We start from the raw sequence: 19,351 nt of genomic DNA, 5'->3' as shown, positions 1-19,351 counted from the left end.
CCGGAACCGGTGGGCCGCAGCCGGGCTCGCCACCCGGCTCCGGCGCGCCGAAATCGTTGCGCCGGAACGGAAAATCTCCGTACGACCCCGGCCCGCCCAGGCGCCGCGAGGCCGTTTTCTGTCGGACCCCCCACGTAGAATCATGCAGGTAGGACACAGTCGGAGGGGTAATATGCGGCCGGCGGACCGGCCGCATCAGAAACCCCTCCGGCGCTTCGGAACCGGGGGTTCTGTGATGAGTGAAATCGGACAGGAACGATTGCTGCCGCCGCGTCAGCACGGGACGTCGTGGCGCGAATCGGAATACCGGGCCATCGCCGCGGAACTGCGGGCGGGTAAGGGGTTGCCCGAGATCGCCGCGGAACTCGGGCGGACGCCGTCGGCCGTCCAGGCGGCACTGCGCAACTTCGTCCCGCCGGAGGAGAAAGTACGCGCGAACGACCGGGCCGGCTGGATCCAGGATCGGATGGCGGCCGATCCGCACTGGGATTGGTGGGCTGTCGTACTGGACCATCATCGGCACGGCCCGTCCGCGCTCTGGCTCACCGAGCACGAGCACATCGCGCGCGGTGCCTGGCGTGACCGCACACCCATGCCGGTCCTGGCCCAGCGGCTCGATACCGCCGAAATCGAGGTGGCCGCCTTCCTGCGCGCGCTCGGGCTCGCGGAGAACCTGGCCGAGGTCGCCGATCGGCTCGGCGCGACCCCGGGTCAGGCACTGGCCAAACGCGTCAACGCGGCCCGCGATCAGGAACAGTCCGCCACCTGGATCCTGGTGGTCGACGGTGCCGCGGGCACCGTGAAACCGCGCAGCGCGCCCGTGCGCCGGCATGTCTCGGTGCACGAGAGCCGAGCCGCCGCCGAAGCGGGCCGGGATCGGGTCCTGCGCTGGCACCGCCGGACCGCGGGCGACAGCACCACACCCGTCTGGTGGACGATCGCCCAGCGCGGAGTCGGCGACTCCGCCGGCCGCACCTACTGCGGCGTTTTCACTCCGCGCCTGATCGACAGCGGGGTCCGCGCCGACGCGCTCGCGGTCGGGGACCGGATCCTGATCGCCGGATCGGACGGCAATCCCCAGGAGGCCCTGGTCGAATCGATCGCTCGGCGCGGCGAGGTCGTCGTCGCCGATCTCGGGCCGGTCGGCGATTCCCGGGTCCACCAGGTGATCGAATTCGATGCCGGGGAGCGGGTGGAGGTGCTCACCGCCCGGGAGTGACGGTTCGCTGCTGCCCGGCCGCTTCCGCTCGGCCGGGCATCAGCGCGGAGGCGAGCACGATGGCCACGGCCATCACGGCCACCGCCACGAACACCAGATGCACCCCCTCGGCCAGCGCCGCCGGCGAGGGGGTGCCGGTATCGCCGACCCGCGAATTCACGAGTGCGCCGAAGACGGCCACACCCACGGCACTCCCGATGGACCGGGCGAACATATTGGCCGAGGTCACCACGCCACGTTCACCCCAGGTGGCGCTGGTCTGGGCGGCGATCAAGGTCGGACTCGCCACCAGCCCCATGCCGAGACCGATGACGAAACAGGTGGCCGCGACCTGGGCAATGGGGGTCGCGGGCCCGATGAACAGGGTGCCGACGGCCCCGACGGTGGCAGTGACGCCGCCGATGAGTGCGGTGCGCCGGAAGCCGATCCGCAGATACACCCGGCCGGACTGGGATGCCGAGACCGGCCAGCCGAGGGTCAGCGCGCCGACCGTCAGCCCGCCCACCACCGCCCCGGCGCCCAAAACGCCCTGGGCGAAGGTCGGCACATAGGACGTGAGACCGAGTAGCAGCGCACCCACCAGCGCGGAGATCGCCGAACTGGCGACCACGACGCGGCGGGTGAAAAGCCACAGCGGCAGTACCGGATCGGCGGCCCGGCGTTCCACGAGGACGAACAACGCCAGTACCGCGGCACCGCCGGCGAAGATCGCCATACTGATCGGCGCGTCCCAGGCCCACGCGCGGCCGCCCTCGAGTAACCCGAGAATGAGCGCACCCGCCCCGGAGGTCAGCAGCACCGCACCGGCGTAGTCCACCCGCCGGCGTTGCCGGGCCGGGGTCTCGGTGAAGTGACGCAGCAGCATCCACCCCGCCCACGCCGACAGCGGCAGGTTGACCAGGAAGATCCACCGCCAGCCGACGTATTCGGCGAACACGCCCCCCAGCAGCGGACCCGAGACCGAAGAGAAGGCCCAGACGCCCGCGAGATAACCCTGCACCTTCGCGCGCTCGGCCAGGGTGTACAGGTCACCGGCGATGGTCATGGTCATGGGCTGGATGGCCCCCGCGCCGATACCCTGCACGGCCCGGAACACGATCAGCCACAACATGCTGCCCGCGAGCCCGCACAGCAGCGAGCCGACAGCGAAGACGGCGATGCCGAACAGGAGCACCGGTTTACGGCCCACCGTATCGGCGATCTTGCCGTACACCGGCACCGTGACGGCCTGGGCGAGCAGATAGACGGAGAACAACCACGGGAACTGGGCGAAACCGCCCAGGCTCTCGGTGATGGTGAGCACCGCGGTCGCGATGATGGTGGAATCGAGTGCGATCAGACCGGTGGCCAGCATGAGCGATCCGAGGACCGGGCCACGTTCGGAGCGGAGCCCCACTTCGGTTCGCACCGTCTCCGCCACCACTGCCGCACCTCTTTCTCCCGGACCGGACACCTCAACACGATCGCCGGGTCACCGTATTCCCCACACCACCGCGAGCGCCGCCGCATTTCCACATGATGAGACGGGAGTGTCCCTTTGTGCAGCCGGGTAGCGCTGATTCCCGAGCCGCTGTGAGCCCGCACAGAGTGGCTGTGGCGCAACGGGATCGGTGGATAGCATCCGCGCCATGTGCACACCGCTACGTTCGCTCCGCCCCGGCGTTTCCGGCCGGATCCTGCTCGGTGGGCCGGCCGCCGCCGTCGCGATTCTCACCGCCGGCTGTGGCGGCGCGGCCGAACCCGCGGACCCCGCGGCGATCTGGGATCCGTGTGGTCTCCCCGCCGGCCTGCTCACCGATTCGGGGTTCGCACCCGGCTCGATCCGGCGCGATGTGGCCACCGAACCGGGCTGGGCGGGCTGCGGGTGGAGCAGCAAGCGGGCCGCGCTGCGCGTGCTGTTCTCCGCCGACGGTTCGCCGGACGAAGTCGCCGGTGACGGCGATACCCGCACCGAGGTCACTCTCGCGAACCGCACCGGCCGGCTACTGCACACCGGCGCCTCCGATACCGCGACGACGTGCACCGTCGCCCTGCCCACCGCGGGCGGCGGCGTGGTGCGGGTGCGGGTCGACAGTGCCCCGGCCGCGGCCGAGAACGCCTGTACCCGAGCCGAGCGCGCGGCAAGCGCCCTTGCGCCCGGGTTTCCGGCCTGATCAGCGGGTTCGACCATTACTCGCACCACTGTGACCGGTCACAACCGCAAGGTTGGTGCCTGCACGGTCGTCCAGTCGAGTTCGTAAAGCCGCCCGGAATACGACACATGATCATTACTGTGGAGCCGCAGTCTCGCCGCCCAGGGGTAGAAGGAGTCAGCAGCATGACCGTCGACACGACCAGAACCAAGCTGACGCTATCCGGCCAGCCCATGTCCGCGCCACTACAGGATGTGCGCACACTGTCCCGCCACATGGTGGGCCATTTCGTGGAGAACGTGGTTCCCTGCGGCACGCTGCCGGGCGATGCGATCCACGGCGATGTCACCACCATCACCCGGACCTGCCTCGAACTCGCCGTCAGCATGCTCGACGGTAAGGATATTCCGGAGAAGACCCGCCGGCTGGAGAACGCCGCCGCCTGCTGGGCGCGCGAAGGCGTCCCGATCGACACCATCCACCACGCCGTGCACGAGGGTTTCCGGCTCGGCCTGGACCTGGTGGTGTCCAATGCCACCGTCACCGACTATTCGGCGCTGGTCGACGGGGCCAAGCTGGTCGTCGAAATGCTGGACACGATGACCGTCTGTATCTCCATGGCCTACGTCCGCGAACTGCGGTCGGTGGTGAGCGAGCACCACACCGCCGTGCACACCCTGACCTCCGCGCTGCTGGGTGGGCACAGCACCTCCACCATGGCCCGCGAATGCGGGATCGAGATCGCCCCCGCCTACACCGTGCTGGCGATGGCCATTCCGGCCCATCCGGACGAAGCGATCCCGGCGCTCGACGGCAAGGTGGTGGCGCGGCGCAAACTGCGCCGCGTCCAGGCCGAACTGGCGACCCGCTGCGAGGATTCGGCGCTGTCGCTGCTGAGCGTCGACGGCGGCACGGTCCTGCTGCCCGCCGACATCTTGACCGGCGAGCAGCTCGACGAACTGGTCGCGCAGCTGTCGCGGGCGGCCCAGGTGCCGGTCAGCGCCGCGGTGGTGGAGGCCCCCACCGCCGAGGTGCCCTCGGCGGCGGATCAGGCGCACGAACTGCTGGATATGGTCCAGCGGCTCGACTGTGTGCCCGGACTGTACCGGTTCGACGATATGGCGCTGGAATACCAGCTGACCCGGCCCGGCCCCGGCCGCGAATACCTGGGGTCTCTCCTGGATCCGCTCGATGATCACCCGGAACTGCTGGAGACCCTGCAGCGCCATATCAGCAACAACCTGAACCGGCAGCGCACCGCGCGTCTCATGCACATCCACACCAATACGATCGACTATCGGCTCAAACGGGTCGCCCAGCTCACCGGCTTCGATCCCACGCAGCCGTCGGGCCTGTGGTATCTGCGGTCCGCGCTGGTCGCCCGCAGCTACCGGGCGAACTGACCCCTACCCCCGCTCCCGGCCACTGCGTACCTGCGCCACATAGGCGCGCGACACCGCCGCGGTGAGCGTATCGAGCACATCGACGACGAAACATCCGTCCACGCTCCCGGCCGCGGCGTCCAGGGTCCGCCACGCCGCCGAACTACGCAGGCCCAAACCACTTTTCACCCCTTCGTGCAGGGCATGCTGAATGGTCTCGAGCGGCACCTCCTCGCGCGCCCAGCGCGCGGCGGCCACCTCGAGCCGGGCCAGTACCTGACGTCCGGACGGATCCGAATCGTCGAGCAGTGCCAGCGCCATGCCCAGTCCCACCCGGAAGGCCGTCTCGAAATCCGCTCCCGGCCGTTCGCGCGCCGCCGGGCGGGCGCTGTCGGCCGACCAGATCCGCATCAGCTCCGCCGGATCCGGCACCTCGAACACCTGCCCGGACTCCTCCGGCTCACGGTCGTACTGCTCACCCGTGCACATACGTGCTCCCTCCACCAGCGACCGGCAACCGATATGGCCAAACGTATAGTTACCCACCCTTCTCCGGCCGACACATCGCCCGGACTTCGGTCCACCTCGGAACTCGGGTCGGCAAAGATAGTGAGACGTCCCATCAACAGATACTTCGGTTTCGTGCCGTCGCCCACCGGCACCGCCCGGTCGCCCGGGTCCGGCCCACGACGCGCGCCCCGCCGCGCTCCCCGGTTATGGTGCGGCGGTGGATACCGGTGATCTGATAGACCGCAGCAGTTCCATCGCGGAGCGGCTCACGACGACCCAGGCGGCGCCGCCGTCGTGGCTGGTACTCGCCACCGCCGTGGCGGCGCTGGTACTGGTGGCCTACGGCCCGCTGTGGCGCATCACCCGCAATGTGGTCACCATCGCGCACGAGGGCGGACACGCGCTGGTGGCGCTGCTGAGCGGACGCCGGCTCAATGCCATCACCCTGCATTCCGACACGTCGGGGCTCACGGTGTCCAGCGGAAAACCCTACGGGCTCGGCATGATCCTGACCGCGCTGGCCGGCTACCCGGCCCCGCCCCTGGTGGGACTGGGCTTCGCCGCGCTGCTGGGCGCCGGGCGCATCACCCTCATGCTGTGGATCGCGATCGCCGCGCTGGCCGTGATGCTCGTGATGATCCGGAACGTGTACGGCGTCATCTCCGTGGTGAGTACCGGCGCACTGGTTTTCGGGGTGTCGTGGTTCGGTTCCGATGCGCTGCAGGCCGGATTCGCCTACCTCGCGACCTGGCTGCTGTTGCTGGCCGGCAGCCGCCCGGTACTGGAGCTACAGCGCACCCGTTCCCGGATGCGTGACGGCACCACCGACGCCGATCAGCTGGCCCGTCTCACCCGGCTGCCGGGCCTGCTCTGGGTGGCCGTCTTCCTGGCCGTCGCCCTCGGCGCACTCGTGGCCGGGGCGGGCCTGCTGCTGTCGGCGACCGCGGGGATCTGCCTGCCGGTCCCCAACGGCGCGGACTGCCCGGCGAACTGATCCCGCCGGGCCGCGCTCAGCCGGCGCTCTCGGCCTCGGCGAGTTCCTTCTTCCAGACCCGGAAGCTCTCCTCGGTCCGGCCCCGGCGCCAGTACCCGGAAATGGAGGCGAACTCCGCGGAGACACCACGTTCCTTACGGATGTAGGAGCGCAGGTTGTGCATCACGGCCTGCGCCTCCCCGTGGATGAAGACCTGCGCCCGGCCCGGCAGCCACGGCTCCGCACGAACCGCGCCGATCAGGGGTGCGTTGTCGCCGGCGCGATCGTCGCCGACCTCGTGCGCGCCGCCGCCGCGGTGTACCCAGGTGACGTCCACCAGCGCCTTGGTGGTCAGGGTGATCTCGTCGGCCGCGTCGGCGACCTCGATGAACACCTTCGCGGGCGCCCCCTCGGGCAGTGCCTCGACAGCGGCGGAGATGGCGGGCAGCGCCGCCTCGTCACCGGCGAGCAGATGCCAGTCGGCGTCCGCGCGCGGCGCGTAGGCCCCGCCGGGCCCGAAGAACGTGGCCTGTTCGCCGGGCTGTACCGCGGCGGCCCACGGGCCCGCGATCCCCTCGTCGCCGTGCACCACGAAATCGATGGCGATCTCGCGGGCCGCGGTGTCCACCGAACGGACCGTGTACGTGCGCATCACCTCGCCGTCGGGCCGGTCGAACAGCAGTTTCACATACGCGTCGGTGTACTCGCTCGCATCGAAATCGTCGAATCCGGGATCACCCAGATACACCCGCACGATATGGGGGCCGAGCCACTCCGTCCGGGCGACGGTCATGGTCGTGCGCTTTCTGGCCATCCGGCCTCCTTCAAAATTAGGCTTACCTAAGCGAACGTACCAGCCGGGTCGGGCGGGTTGTGTAGCGTCCGTCTCGTACTGACCGAAATATCCGGCAAGCAACCGTTTTTGGGTTAACCTCACACAAACTTCCGGACGAAGGCACCAATCATGACCGCGGCAACCGTCATCCGCCCGCTGGCGCCCAGCGAACAGATCTTCGCATTCAGCGAGGTCTTCGTCGGATACTGCGCCCGAATGTCCGGGCGGATCGATCTCAGCGCGCTGGCCGCCGCCTTCGAAGTCCTGGTCACGGCCCATCCCATCCTCGGAGCGCAGCTCGCGCCCACCGAGCCGGTCGGACACACCCTGGTCACCTCCGGTCCGCCCGAGATCGTGCTGACCGTCGCCGACGGCGACCCCGAACAGCTGCTCACCGGCGCCGAACCGGATCAGCGGCGAGCCCTGGGCACACTGCACGTGGTGCGCTCGGGGGATACCGCGGGCGTCACGCTGCTGGTGCATCACAGCATTGCCGACGCCACCCATGCCCTGCACCTGCTCGAGCAGCTGTGGCATTGCTATGTGGCCGCCGCGGCCGGACGGGCACCCACGCTCCCGCCCACCAGGCAGCCGATGCCGGTGGAGGATCTGCTCGCCGGCCGGGGAGTCGTTCGCCGGCCCGTCCCGGGCGGTACCGCGCCGCCGCGGGCCGCACCGCCGCTGCCCCCGGCGGATGCGCTCAACGCGAACGAACACCCGTACCCGCCCTTGCAGACCACGCGCTGCCGGCTGAGCCGGGAACAGACCGGCGCGCTCGTCGCGTATGGGCACCGGGCGGGGGTGACGGTGCACAGCCTGGTGGCGGCCGCCCTGCTGCTCACCGAATCCGAGGCACGGCAGCTGCCGGTCGGCGAACTGCTGTGTTCGTATTCGGTGGATCTGCGCCGCCGGGTCCGGCCTCCCATCGCCCCGACGGAGGGAACGAATGTGCTGGGCTTCGCCGGTTACCGGCCCGGTCCGGGTACCGAGGCCACACTCCCGGCCCTGGCACACGGAGTTTTCCACGCCCTGCGCACCGACCTCGCCTCCGGCTACATCCAGCAGACCCCGCTCCAGCTCCCCGACACCCTGGCCGCGCCCCCCGCCAACCCGTTCGACACGGTGATGACCACGAACTGGGGCCGATTACCCCGGCTGTCGGCGCCCACCCTCCGGATCCACGACTTCCGCACCACCATGATCGCCAAACCCGATCCGACCGGACGCCGCCCCCCGCAGGCCGGCGGCGGTACCAGCATCATCACCACCTACGACGACCGTCTCAGCGTCGAGATCCACCATCCCCCCGAGTTCACGCCGGTGCAGACACCCCGGATCGAACGGCTGGAAAATCTGCTCACCCGCCTCTGACCCGCGCGGAGCCGGTGCGATCGTCCCGGTGCGTCGTTGCCGGGCGGGCACCGCCGCGAGACCGCGACCCCGAGCATCGCTCCGGCGCACACGGACCGGGCATCGGGTGTTCAGACGCCCTGGAGCGAGGCCAGCTCGAGCACCGTGATATCCGACGGGGCCGCCACCCGCACCGGCGGACCCCAGGCACCGGCGCCGCGGGTCACATACAGCGCGGTCGCCCCGTACAGCTCCAGCCCCGCCACGGTCGGGTTGGGCAGCCGCGCGATCAGATTGCCCGGCCACAGCTGTCCGCCGTGGGTATGCCCGGACAATTGGAGGTCGACCCCGTACGCCACCGATTCGTGGACCACGACCGGCTGGTGGGCCAGCAGTACACAGGCCCGGGCGGTGTCCCGGCCATCGAGAGCCGCCGCGAAATCGGGTCCCCGGCCGATAGCGGTCCCCCGCGGATCGTCGACCCCGGCGAGATCGAAGTCCGGCAGCGACACCCGATCGTTGAGCAGCACCTTCATCCCCAGTTCACCGGCCCGGGCAAGCCACGCGTCGGCGTCGGCGAAGTATTCGTGGTTGCCCGGTACGTAGTAGACGCCCAGGGGCGCGGTGAGAGCGGCCAGCGGGTCGGTTTCGGCTCGCAGATCGTCCACCGTGCCGTCGGCGAGGTCGCCGACGACCGCGATGAGGTCGGGACGGGTGCCGTTCACCGTGCGCACCACCCGTTCGCAGAACGCGCGGCCCAGCGCCGGACCCAGATGCAGATCGCTGACCAGGGCGATGCGCAGTCCGTGGGCCTGTGCGGGCAGCTTCGCCAGCGGTACGGTGACCCGCCGGACCACCGGCCCGTTCAGGACCCCGTAGGTACCGGTCCCCACGATCGCGCCGGCCGCGATCACGGTGGCCCCGGCGGCCAGCCGGGAGACGAGTAGCCGTCGCGACAGGGGGCGCGATACCGGTGGTGGCGGCGCCTCGCCGGATACCGCGGCGCCGGGATCCGTCCCGAGGGGGGCCGCCGGGCCGGGGCGGGCAGGCCGGGGGATGCTCGGACCGGGCGATTCTCCCACCGCGGCGCCGACCGGCTGCGGCGTCACACCCGCTTCGACGGCTCCGGGCGCCGCGGTGGAGGTTTCGCCCCCACCGGCCGGTGCGGCCGTGCCGGCGTCACGCCGGACCAGGCCCCGCAGCAGCAGTGGCCGGGCGACCTCCCCGGCCAGTACGCCGAGCAGCAGGTAGAGGAACACCGCCGCCCACAGGAATCCGGGCCAGGTCAGCCAGCGCCAGTCGGCCCGGTCCACCTCCACGAACATCACAGCGAAGGCGCCACACATCGCGATCGCGCCCGCCCCGAGGACGATACCGCCGGGTATCCGCCAGCGAGATCCGTCCCGCGTGGTGTCGCGAACGAGCCGCCGCCACAGGTACCAGTGCAGGCCGGCGATCAACCACGCCACGGCCAGTCCGGTGAGCACGGAAACTACTACCACGGAGGATGCCTCTCCCGACCGATTGATTGTGCGGCTGATGAATCTACCCCGCGCCGCCCGGCCCACCGTGGCCCCCGCACCCGTTATCCCGCCCAGCGGCGGCATACACCTCCGTGTGACCCGTCCGGCAACCATGGATAACTCCATGTCGCCGAGATCATCGGGTAGCTCAGCATCACACCGGCATTCGCGCCGCGGTGCGGATTCTGCCCGCGGCCGCCGTCACACCGACCCGGTGACCCCCAGCCCGACCGGACCGGACGGTGGGAGGTCCCCGTCCTGCCGTCCGGCGAGCAGCCATTTCAAGATCTTTCCCGTTTCCCCGCGCGGCAACGCCGACATGAACGTCACATCCCGGGGTACCGAGAACCGGCTCAGCCGATGCCGGATATAGGTGCGCACCATATCCGAATCCAGGCCCGCCCCTTCGTGTTTCACCACGAACGCGGCGAGTCGCTGGCCGAATTCGGGGTCCGGGACGCCCACCACGGCGACTTCGCTGACCTGGGGCAGATGCGCCAGGGCCTCCTCCACCGGCCGCGGGAAGACGTTCTCGCCGCCGGAGATGATCATCTCGTCGTCCCGGCCGGCGATGAACAACCGGCCGTTGACGTCGAAGTATCCGAGGTCGCCGGTGTCGAGCATGCCGTGCGCCTCGTCGGGGGGCGCGGAATTGACGTAGCCGTCGAACAGCATGTGGTTGCCGACGAAGATATGCCCGGTGGCGCCGATCGGCACCGGTTTGTGGTCGGGTCCGAGCACCGATACGCGGGTGCCCAGCGGCGGCCGCCCGGCGGTGGTGGGCGCGAAGCGCAGATCGGCGGGGGTGGCGATGGTCGCCCAGGAGACCTCGGTGGATCCGTAGACGTTGTAGAGGATATCGCCGTAGGTGTCCATGAACCGCAGCACCGTGGCTCCGGCCAGGGGCGCCCCGCAACTGATCACCTGGCGCAGGCTGGAGGTGTCGTAGCGGGCCCGTACCGCCGGGGGCAGATCGAGGATCCGATTCACCATGGTGGGTACCACGATCACCGTGGTCACCCGGTGTTCGGCGACCGCGCGCAGGCAGTCCTCGGCATCGAAACGTTCCGGCAGCACCACCGTGCACCGCAACGCGGTACTGAGCTGCAACCCGGCCAGCCCCCAGGTGTGGAACAGCGGTGCCGGGATGAGCATGGTCGATTCCATCTCCAGCGGGATCCGCGACAGCAGCGCGGCGATGGTGCCGAAACCCTTGGGATGCGGCCGGCGCGCGCCCTTGGGGATTCCGCTGGTACCCGAGGTGAGCACGATCAGCCGGCCGGGATGGGCGGGCTGACGGAACCCCGTCTCCCCCCTTTCGATCAGGTCCTCGAGGGTGTACCGACCGGGGAACGGCGGCCGCAGGTCGGTATTGAACCGGGGCAGGTCGTCGTGCAGATACCGGACCAGTTGTTCGAGGTCGCCGTCGACGAACAGGGCCGAGAGCCGGTGCCGCTGCACGATCTGTTCGATGGTGCGCGCGGACAGGCCGGCATTGAGCAGTGCGACGTCCACCCCGAGTTTGCCGGCGGCCACCATGGTTTCGACCATGCCGGCGTGATTACGGGACAGCAGTCCGATCGCGTCACCCGCGCCGAGTCCCAGGCCCGCCATCGCACCGGCCAGGGCGGTGCTGCGCCGGTCCATTTCGGCGAAGGTGCGGGCCCCCTGATCGTCGACCACGGCGGGCCGGGCCGGCGCGTAGGCGGCGCCGGCCGCATAACCACCCGCCAGGTTGAAACCCCATTTGTTCAGTGACAGCAGCTGTTTCATCACCGCATTGGGCCGGGTACGCACCACACCGCTGACGGTGACCTGGCGCAGCACCTCGAGCTGGCGGCGGACCAGCGAGCCTTCCCCGTGGACCACCGTGGACGTCCGCGCGCCGCGCACGATATCGGCGATCCGGCGCAGACCCTTGGCGGTCCAGTCCTGGATCGCCGAATTCGACAGCTCGGTGAGGTGCCGATGCACCCGCCCCGGCGCGAAGAAAGTGATCGATACGGTGCTGCGGTCGCCTTCTCCGTACATCCGCAACGCCGCGAAACTACCGATCTCCGGCGCGTGCAGTTCCAGGCTCTCGTACCAGCGGCCGGTGACCACACGCACCCGCAGCACCCGGATACCGGCCTCCGGCGTGCCGAGCCGGAATTCGAATACCGGCTCGGCCCCGGGCAGGTCCAGCCTGGAGCAGGCGCCGATACCGGTGAACACCCGCGGATAGGTCTGCGGGTCGAGGAGCAGCTCCCAGACAGCGGCACGCGCTGCGGGGATCTCCGCGACCATATCGATGACGTCGGTAACCAACTCCCGCAACTTCTCGTCGGCCCGCAACGAACAACTGGGCCGGCGGGGTAACCCATCTGTAATGTCTCTCACAATAGCTCGGCGCCGCATTTGTTACCAGCGAGTAGCAACGGTCTGTGACAGGTCACGAAGCCGTTTGCCCGGTGTTCACCACAGGTGCCGGACGCACCCGTTGGAGCTTGTCCACGCCCGCCGACCGTCCCGGTGTGAGAACTCCCAGCGACAGCTCACTCCGCCCGTACAGCTGTTGGGCGAGAACTACATTCGGCCACATACCACTCGTTTGCGATCCGGAGGACCACGATGCACCAGACCCGACGCCGGGTGGCCATCACCCAAATCGACGAGATCCTCGACTATTTCGGCAAATGCGCGTCCTGCGGATATCCGGCCCGCGCCGAATCCACCCGGCGCGTATTCGACAACGGCGAGATCGAGACCCTCGTCATTGCCAGTTGCTCGCTGCCCTGCGGCTGGTCCGATCGGGTGTCACCCACCCGGATGACCGGACCGGCCGCCTGACCCGCCAGGGTATGCCACCCGCGCCCGCCCCCGGACCGGTGCGGCACGATGAGGTCTATGGAACTGCGAATCTTCACCGAACCACAGCAGGGCGCCGACTACCCGACACTGCTCAGCGTGGCCCGCGCCGCCGAGGACCTCGGCTTCGGGGCATTCTTCCGTTCCGACCACTATCTGCACATGGGCTCGGTCGACGGCCTGCCCGGCCCCACCGATGCCTGGATCACGCTGGCCGGCCTGGCCCGGGAGACCAGCCGGATCCGCCTCGGCACACTGGTCACCGCCGCTACCTTCCGGCTGCCGGGTCCGCTGGCGATCCAGGTGGCCCAGGTCGATCAGATGTCGGGCGGCCGGGTGGAACTCGGACTCGGCACCGGCTGGTTCGCCGACGAGCACACCGCGTACGGGATACCTTTCCCGGATGACAAATTCGGCCGCTTCGAAGAACAGCTGGCCGTGATCACCGGGCTCTGGGAGACCCGGCTCGGTGACACCTTCGATTTCACCGGCAAGTACTACGAGCTCGTGAAGTCCCCCGCCCTGCCGAAGCCGGTGCAGCAGCCGGTACCGGTGATCGTCGGCGGCCAGGGACCGAAACGCACTCCGCGGCTCGCCGCGCGGTACGCGACCGAGTTCAATGCCCCGTTCGTCTCGGTGGACGACAGCGCCGCCCAGTTCGACCGGGTACGCGCCGCGGTCGCCGCGGGAGGCCGGGCGGCCGACAGCATGGTGTACTCCAATGCGCTGGTCGCCTGCGTGGGCTCCAGCGAGGCCGAGATCGCGCGCCGCGCCGATGCGATCGGCCGCGAGGTGGACGAACTCCGGGGCAACGGACTGGCCGGATCCCCCGCGGAAGTGGTCGACAAGATCGGGCGTTACCGCGAGATCGGCACCCAGCGGATCTACCTGCAGATCCTGGACCTCACCGATCTGGACCATCTCGCGCTCATCGCCGACGAGGTCGCCACACAGTTGTGACCCGAGGGGCGGACGGGGCCGCGGGCTCCGTCCGCCCGGACGCCGGATCACCGGTACGCGGCGGCCACCCCGTCGATCAGATGCTCGAGGGTCTCGTAGGCGGGGACATCCACGATATCGACCAGATCCGGGGACACCGGTACGTCGTGTTCGGCGACCACTTCGTCGAAGCGGGCGATATCCCCGGTCCGGAAACCGTGCTCGGCGGCCAGCGACTGCAACTCGGCGTCGGTGTGCAGCAGCGCACCGATCTCCTCGCCCTCCGGGGTGAGTGGAACGACGGTGTGCCGGGACAGCACAGTGGGCGACGGGTACAGCAACACCGAATCGGGCCGCAAGCGTCCCTCGACCGCGGCCGCCACATACTGCGCCTCGTAGATCCAGGTCATCGGGGTCGGCCCCATCCCCGCGGTGAGGTACTCCTCGAACGGCCCCGCGCTGGAGCCCTCGGTGTAGCCCTGTGCGAGGAACAGGCGCTGCAGGGTGGGCAGCACATGCTGTTCGGCGGTGGCGCCGCGCACCACCGCGTGATCGTTGACGACATAGCTGGCCACCGCCAGGTACATGGCCGCCGAATTCGAGGTCCGGGCGTCGGCGGTGCTGACCAGGATGTTCTTTCCCACCGGGTAGGCGGTGTTACCGACCAGTTCGGCCCACTGCACACCGCGCTGTACGAGCTCGATATAGGCGGAGAAATCCAGGCTCGGCGCCGGGCCGTCGAACTTCACCACTCCGGCCGCGTCCAGCAGCCGCACGATGGGGGTGAACGTGGCGATCGCCATCGGCGAATAGAACGGTACGAACTGGGTGCTCACCCCCACCTCGCGTTTGAGCCGTTCGGCCGCCGGCAGACTGGACGGGAACGCGAACGCCCGGCCGTCCAGATCCACCGAAGTGGAGATCTCCCGCGACCCCGCCGCCTCGACCCGCACGTCGTAGCCGTGCGCGGCGAACACCCCGGCGACCCGCTCGTCGGCGAAAAAAGAAGCCTTCTCCGAACCGACCACCCCGGTGACCTTCGTCAACGGCGTTCCCGCGACCGGCGCCGCCGGGGCGGGAGCCGAATCGGGTCGCGATACCGCCCATGCCGTGATGCCCACCGCCGCCACGCCCGCGGCGCCCGCGAGCGCGAACAGCCCGCGGCGGTCGGTCCGCAGCGGGCGTTCGGTATCGGCCGGTTCGACCGCGGCGGCCGGTGTGCCCTTGTGCACCGAGACGGGCGCGACGCCGGGGGTGGTGACCGCCGTGGCGGCGCCGGCCTCCTCGGCGGCTTCGAATTCCCGGCGCACCACCCGCTCCACCAGAATGGGAACGAAATCGCGCACCGTACTTCCGGCGAACCGGTCGTGCGCCGATCGGATCGCGGTATCCACCTCGTCGGGCGAGCGATCCTCGGAATAGGCGGCGGACAACCGGCCCGCGAGTTCACGTATCGCTTTCTGCTCACGAGCCACTTTGTCCTCGGAGGCCCTGCTCTTCGGGACGGTATCGAGTGCCACGTATATCTCCTCGGCGCCGGACATGGTATCGAAACGACCCGCGAGGCCGATCCACAGCCGACAACGCTACCGCCACAAAGTATTCGGATACTCCCACCAGTGAGCGTGAGCGCCGATTCTCCGACCAGAGTTCACCCGGCATTTCCCGGCCGCTGGGCGGCGGTTTCCTCGAGGACGGCCATGGCCGCATTGTGCCCGCCGATTCCGCTCACCCCGCCCCCACGCACCGCACCCGCTCCGCAGCGCAATACATTCGCGTGACCGGTCTCCACGCCCCAGCGTTGCGCGGGCGTGTCCCCGGGCCCGGCCCGGTAGGGGAACGACAGATCACCGTGGAAGATGTGCCCGCCGGGTAGTCGCAGCGCACGTTCCAGATCCACCGGTGTGGCGGCCTCCAGACATGGCGCACCGTGGGCATCGTGGGCCAGGCATTCCCGGACGGATTCGGCCAGTACGCTGTCGAGCGCGTCGAGGCTCGCGGTGACCGCGGCCTGCTTCGCGGCTTCCGGATCGGCTTCGAAAAGTCTTGCCGGAGTGTGCAACCCGAAAAGCGTAAGGGTGTGCCGCGTCGAACCGGCCGCGATACCGGGATCGGTCAGGGTGTGACAGTAGATCTCCGCGGGCGGGATCGCGGGCAGCCGGCCGGCCGCCGCCTCCCGGTATGCCCGCGCCAGCTGTGCATAGGTCTCGGCGATATGGAACGTCCCGGCGAACGCATCGTGCGCGGCCACCGCGGGGTCACGGAGTCGCGGCAGCCGATCCAGCACCATATTGATCTTCAGCTGGGCGCCTTCGGGTTTCCCGTCGACGGGTTCGCCCAGGAGCCGGGCCGCCTCGGCAGGCGAGGCGTTGACGAGCACATACCGCGCCGCCACGGTCCCGGCCGCCGCCCCGGCGAAATCCACCGCCGCGGTGCGCCCGTCGGTCGCCACTGCGGTCACCTCCGTACCGGTCACCAGTTCCGCCCCCGCGGCCCGGGCCGCGTCGGCCAGCGCGTCGGTCAGCGCACCCATACCGCCCACCGGCACCTCCCAGTCGCCGGTACCGCCACCGATCACGTGATAGAGGAAACAGCGGTTCTGGGCCAGCGACGGATCGTGCGCGTGGGTGAACGTACCGATGAGAGCATCGGTGAACACCACCCCGCGCACCACATCGTCGGCGAAATACTCTTCGATCGTCTCGCCGAGGGGTCGCTCGAACAGTTCCGCCCACACCCGGTCGCCCACCCGCCGACGCAGCCGGTCGGCGGTCGGCAGCGGTTCGGTGAGTGTCGGGAAAACCGCCCGTGCCACGTCCCCCGTCATCGCGTAGAACCGCTGCCATGCCGTGAACTCACGCTCCGATCCGGTGACCCGCACGAAACTGTCCCGGGTGGCCGCCGGTGACCGGTTGTCGACCAGCAGACCCGACGATCCGGCCGGCGTATAGGAGGAGATCCGCCGCTTGCGCGTCCGGAACCGCAGGCCCAGATCGCCGACGATCCGGTCCGGCAGCAAACCGACCAGGTACGAGTACCGGGACAACCGGACATCGACTCCGTCGAACACCCGTGCCGAGATGGCCGCGCCGCCGGTCGCCGCCGCCTGTTCCAGCACCAGCACCGACTGTCCGGCGCGGGCCAGATACGCCGCCGCGACGAGGCCGTTGTGCCCGCCGCCCACGATCACTACGTCGTACCGGGACCGCATCACCATAGGACGTCGATACCACACCGGCGCCGCGGCGGCGGTGAGGCTAACCGAGCAGACCGCCCAGCAGGCCGCCGCTCTGCCCGGCCTCCTGCCCGCCGCCGGTCCCGCCGAGCATACCGCCGGGCGGCAGCTCCGAGGGCTGCACGATCACGAAACCCCGGCCGGAGAACGACAGGGTGATGCCCTCCCCGGTGCTGCGGCCGATCAGCCGGCCCAGCCCGAAGGAGTCATTGCGTTTCACGCTCGTCTGCAGGCTCGACGACCAGGCGATGGCCGCCTGCGGATCGGCATAGGTGGGCTGATCGACATTCAGTACGACCGGGCCGCCGTGGCTGGTGATGGCGATCCGGCCACGGCCGGTGAACACACAGTTGAAGAGGCCGGCGTTACTGGCGAACCCGGCCGCGCCCTGCACCATCCGGATGTCGTAACCCAGGGTGGGATCGAAGGCGAGCACATTGGACCCGTTGATGGTGAGCCCGTCGGTGCCGTCCAGATCGATGATGTGCACATCGGCCGCCCCGTTGGCGACGAACAGATCACCGCGCCCGGACACCTTCATCAACGGCACGCCCTCGCCGGTGAGCCGCTGCTGGATCGCCCGGCCGATCCCGCCGGAACCGAGCGCCTGGAAACGCAGCTCACCCTGGTAGGCGACCATGGATCCGGAACGGACCAGCGTTTCGCCGTTCACGCCGACCTTGATCATCTTGCTGCCCTGCTTCTGGATGCCCATTCCGGACACTTCGGCATGACGCGGGTCGAACAGCTCGCTGTGCATCGGCTGAGCTCCTTGCTGGGAAGAATATGCGGGGGGCTGGTGCGCGGGGGCGGGCGGCGCCGGATGGGCCGGCCCGGGTGGATACGGCTGCTGCGGCGGATACCCGGGCGCCTGCGGATACCCGGGCGCCTGCGGATACCCGGCAACCGGCGGCGCGGCGGGGTACCCGGGCGGCGGCACCGGTGGCGGGCCGGGGTGCTGCGGGTACTGCGGCGGCTGATACGGGGGTGCCTGATGCTGCGGCGCCTGATATTGCGGAGACGGATACGGTTGCGCCGCAGCGGGATCGGCGATCGTGGTGGGATCGGTACGGGATGTGGACGGTACGGGAGGGGCCGGTGGAACCGGCTCGTCGTCGACGTTCACCCCGAAATCGGTGGCGATACCCGCCAGGCCGTTGTCGTATCCCTGTCCGACCGCGCGCACCTTCCACGCACCCGCCCGGCGATAGATCTCCACGCAGACCACCGCCGTCTCGGTGCTCAGCTTCGACACCGCGAAGGTGAGCGTGCCCTGCTGCCCGGTCACCGTCGCGGTGAGCGACCCCACCGAACCGAACGTGGGCGGCCCGCTGCCGTCCAGGCTCGCGGTGACCACGACCCGCTCGACATCGCCGGGCAGGCCGGGGGTCTGCACGTCGACGACATCGCCGGCGCCCCGCCCGTGCCGGTAGGTCACCCCCGGCCCGGCCGGCTGGTTGAAGAAAACGAAATCGCCGTCGGACCTGACCTTTCCATTCGCGGCGAGCAGTAGCGCCGAAACGTCCACCGGCGCGGAACAGGTCACCGTAACCGTCAGCCGGTCACCCGGCGCGGGCCGGTTCTCCCCCGGAGCGAGCGCGGTCACCTCGTATCACCCCGACCCGATACGTACCGGACCGGGTACTCCCCGGGCCCCCGGCCCCCGGCCGCCCACCCGTATGACTTCTGATCCACACCGACGAGTCTGACCGATAGCGCCCGCGCCGCGCCACCGCAGTATTCGACACGCCGCCCGCAGGCACACCACCTGCGACGAAACGCCACCGCGCCCGACGACGATGTCTCCGGTGAACCGCCGGCGAACCTGAGAATCTTCACAGCCGCAGCACAGCCAACGGCCAGGCCACGGCGGCATCCTGGAATTGGACGAGCGGCACTCGGCATCAGGGAGGAACCCATGGTGGACTTCGAGATCACCGGCACCACCGTCACTGTTCACGTCCGCGGCGCACACCGAGTGCTGTCGCTGTGTGACCACATCACCTTCGACCTCACCAATATCGTGGCCGTCGAACCGGCCGAAATCGACCGCCGGCCCCCCTGGGTTCGCGCCCCCGGCGTGTTCTTCCCCGGCGCGATCGCCGCGGGCACCTTCCGCGGCAAGGGCCGGAAAGAATACTGGGATACCTTCTTCGGCGGCAACGCCGTCCGCATCGATTTGCGGGGCCACGATTACACCCGTCTGGTCGTCGATGTCGACGATGTCGGCACCGCGATAGGTTCCCTCCGCCACGCCGCCGCAGCCTGAGGGCGGCGCACCGATCCGCCGATCGACCTCCTCGCCGCGAGGCCGATCGGCGGATCTGTGTTTATTCGCGGCGCCTCCGGCGCCGCGGGTCGGGGCCCGGTGACCCCCGGTCGTGACTCCGCCCCGCAGTCGCTGCG

General features: G+C 69.7%; 16 protein-coding genes. 8 read left to right on the top strand and 8 right to left on the bottom strand.

Going from position 1 to position 19,351, the window contains the following annotated elements; translation table 11 throughout:
• Positions 1–235 precede the first annotated feature (235 nt).
• A complete protein-coding gene (locus ACLML9_RS19230; RefSeq protein WP_411946823.1) occupies positions 236–1,219 on the top strand; it encodes a hypothetical protein in 984 nt (327 codons plus the stop codon).
• Here the strand turns inward: ACLML9_RS19230 and ACLML9_RS19225 are convergent.
• The gene (locus tag ACLML9_RS19225; RefSeq protein ID WP_411946825.1) at positions 1,203–2,642 is read right to left on the bottom strand and encodes an MDR family MFS transporter; all 1,440 of its coding nucleotides are present in this window, start codon (positions 2,640–2,642) and stop codon (positions 1,203–1,205) included. The genes ACLML9_RS19230 and ACLML9_RS19225 overlap by 17 nt on opposite strands.
• A gap of 205 nt (positions 2,643–2,847) precedes the next feature.
• Between ACLML9_RS19225 and ACLML9_RS19220 the strand changes: the two genes are divergently transcribed.
• Positions 2,848–3,372, top strand: coding sequence for a DUF3558 family protein (locus ACLML9_RS19220; protein WP_411946822.1), 525 nt, complete (start codon positions 2,848–2,850; stop codon positions 3,370–3,372).
• 164 nt (positions 3,373–3,536) lie between these two features.
• Complete coding sequence (locus ACLML9_RS19215) at positions 3,537–4,754, top strand: PucR family transcriptional regulator (RefSeq protein ID WP_411946821.1); 1,218 nt, start codon at positions 3,537–3,539, stop codon at positions 4,752–4,754.
• Between the two features lie 3 nt (positions 4,755–4,757).
• On the opposite strand, the gene ACLML9_RS19210 is transcribed toward ACLML9_RS19215, so the two are convergent.
• A complete protein-coding gene (locus ACLML9_RS19210) occupies positions 4,758–5,222 on the bottom strand; it encodes a hypothetical protein (protein ID WP_411946820.1) in 465 nt (154 codons plus the stop codon).
• 238 nt (positions 5,223–5,460) lie between these two features.
• Between ACLML9_RS19210 and ACLML9_RS19205 the strand changes: the two genes are divergently transcribed.
• Positions 5,461–6,237, top strand: a complete 777-nt coding sequence (locus ACLML9_RS19205; protein ID WP_265807940.1) for a M50 family metallopeptidase — start codon at positions 5,461–5,463, stop codon at positions 6,235–6,237.
• A 16-nt stretch (positions 6,238–6,253) separates the two neighbouring features.
• Here ACLML9_RS19205 and ACLML9_RS19200 read toward each other — a convergent pair whose 3' ends face one another.
• On the bottom strand, positions 6,254–7,030 hold the full coding sequence (locus tag ACLML9_RS19200) for a siderophore-interacting protein (RefSeq protein ID WP_411946819.1): 777 nt from the start codon (positions 7,028–7,030) through the stop codon (positions 6,254–6,256).
• 150 nt (positions 7,031–7,180) lie between these two features.
• Here ACLML9_RS19200 and ACLML9_RS19195 point away from each other — a divergent pair, with 150 nt between their 5' ends.
• Positions 7,181–8,422 carry a phthiocerol/phthiodiolone dimycocerosyl transferase family protein gene (locus ACLML9_RS19195; RefSeq protein WP_411946818.1) on the top strand — a complete coding sequence of 414 codons (1,242 nt, stop codon included), beginning with the start codon at positions 7,181–7,183 and terminating at the stop codon, positions 8,420–8,422.
• Between the two features lie 110 nt (positions 8,423–8,532).
• Here the strand turns inward: ACLML9_RS19195 and ACLML9_RS19190 are convergent, their stop codons facing one another.
• Positions 8,533–9,903 (bottom strand): metallophosphoesterase, encoded by a 1,371-nt coding sequence (locus ACLML9_RS19190; RefSeq protein ID WP_411946817.1) that lies wholly within the window; start codon positions 9,901–9,903, stop codon positions 8,533–8,535.
• Positions 9,904–10,125: 222 nt separating this feature from the next.
• Complete coding sequence (locus ACLML9_RS19185) at positions 10,126–12,231, bottom strand: AMP-binding protein (RefSeq protein ID WP_411946824.1); 2,106 nt, start codon at positions 12,229–12,231, stop codon at positions 10,126–10,128.
• Between the two features lie 303 nt (positions 12,232–12,534).
• Between ACLML9_RS19185 and ACLML9_RS19180 the strand changes: the two genes are divergently transcribed.
• Complete coding sequence (locus ACLML9_RS19180) at positions 12,535–12,753, top strand: hypothetical protein (RefSeq protein WP_030520614.1); 219 nt, start codon at positions 12,535–12,537, stop codon at positions 12,751–12,753.
• Between the two features lie 57 nt (positions 12,754–12,810).
• On the top strand, positions 12,811–13,731 hold the full coding sequence (locus ACLML9_RS19175; protein ID WP_411946816.1) for an LLM class F420-dependent oxidoreductase: 921 nt from the start codon (positions 12,811–12,813) through the stop codon (positions 13,729–13,731).
• A gap of 47 nt (positions 13,732–13,778) precedes the next feature.
• On the opposite strand, the gene ACLML9_RS19170 is transcribed toward ACLML9_RS19175, so the two are convergent.
• From ACLML9_RS19170 to ACLML9_RS19160, 3 genes are all read right to left on the bottom strand, one after another.
• Positions 13,779–15,230, bottom strand: coding sequence for a three-helix bundle dimerization domain-containing protein (locus ACLML9_RS19170; protein ID WP_411946815.1), 1,452 nt, complete (start codon positions 15,228–15,230; stop codon positions 13,779–13,781).
• A gap of 131 nt (positions 15,231–15,361) precedes the next feature.
• Positions 15,362–16,927 carry a phytoene desaturase family protein gene (locus ACLML9_RS19165; protein ID WP_411946814.1) on the bottom strand — a complete coding sequence of 522 codons (1,566 nt, stop codon included), beginning with the start codon at positions 16,925–16,927 and terminating at the stop codon, positions 15,362–15,364.
• 40 nt (positions 16,928–16,967) lie between these two features.
• The gene (locus ACLML9_RS19160) at positions 16,968–18,551 is read right to left on the bottom strand and encodes an AIM24 family protein (protein WP_411946813.1); all 1,584 of its coding nucleotides are present in this window, start codon (positions 18,549–18,551) and stop codon (positions 16,968–16,970) included.
• A 312-nt stretch (positions 18,552–18,863) separates the two neighbouring features.
• Here ACLML9_RS19160 and ACLML9_RS19155 point away from each other — a divergent pair, with 312 nt between their 5' ends.
• Positions 18,864–19,214 carry a hypothetical protein gene (locus ACLML9_RS19155; RefSeq protein WP_411946812.1) on the top strand — a complete coding sequence of 117 codons (351 nt, stop codon included), beginning with the start codon at positions 18,864–18,866 and terminating at the stop codon, positions 19,212–19,214.
• The last annotated feature ends 137 nt before the right edge of the window (positions 19,215–19,351 follow it).

The organism is Nocardia sp. NPDC002869 (assembly GCF_046764065.1).
GTDB lineage: Bacteria > Actinomycetota > Actinomycetes > Mycobacteriales > Mycobacteriaceae > Nocardia > Nocardia rhamnosiphila.
This window is presented reverse-complemented; position numbering and strand designations above follow the sequence as displayed.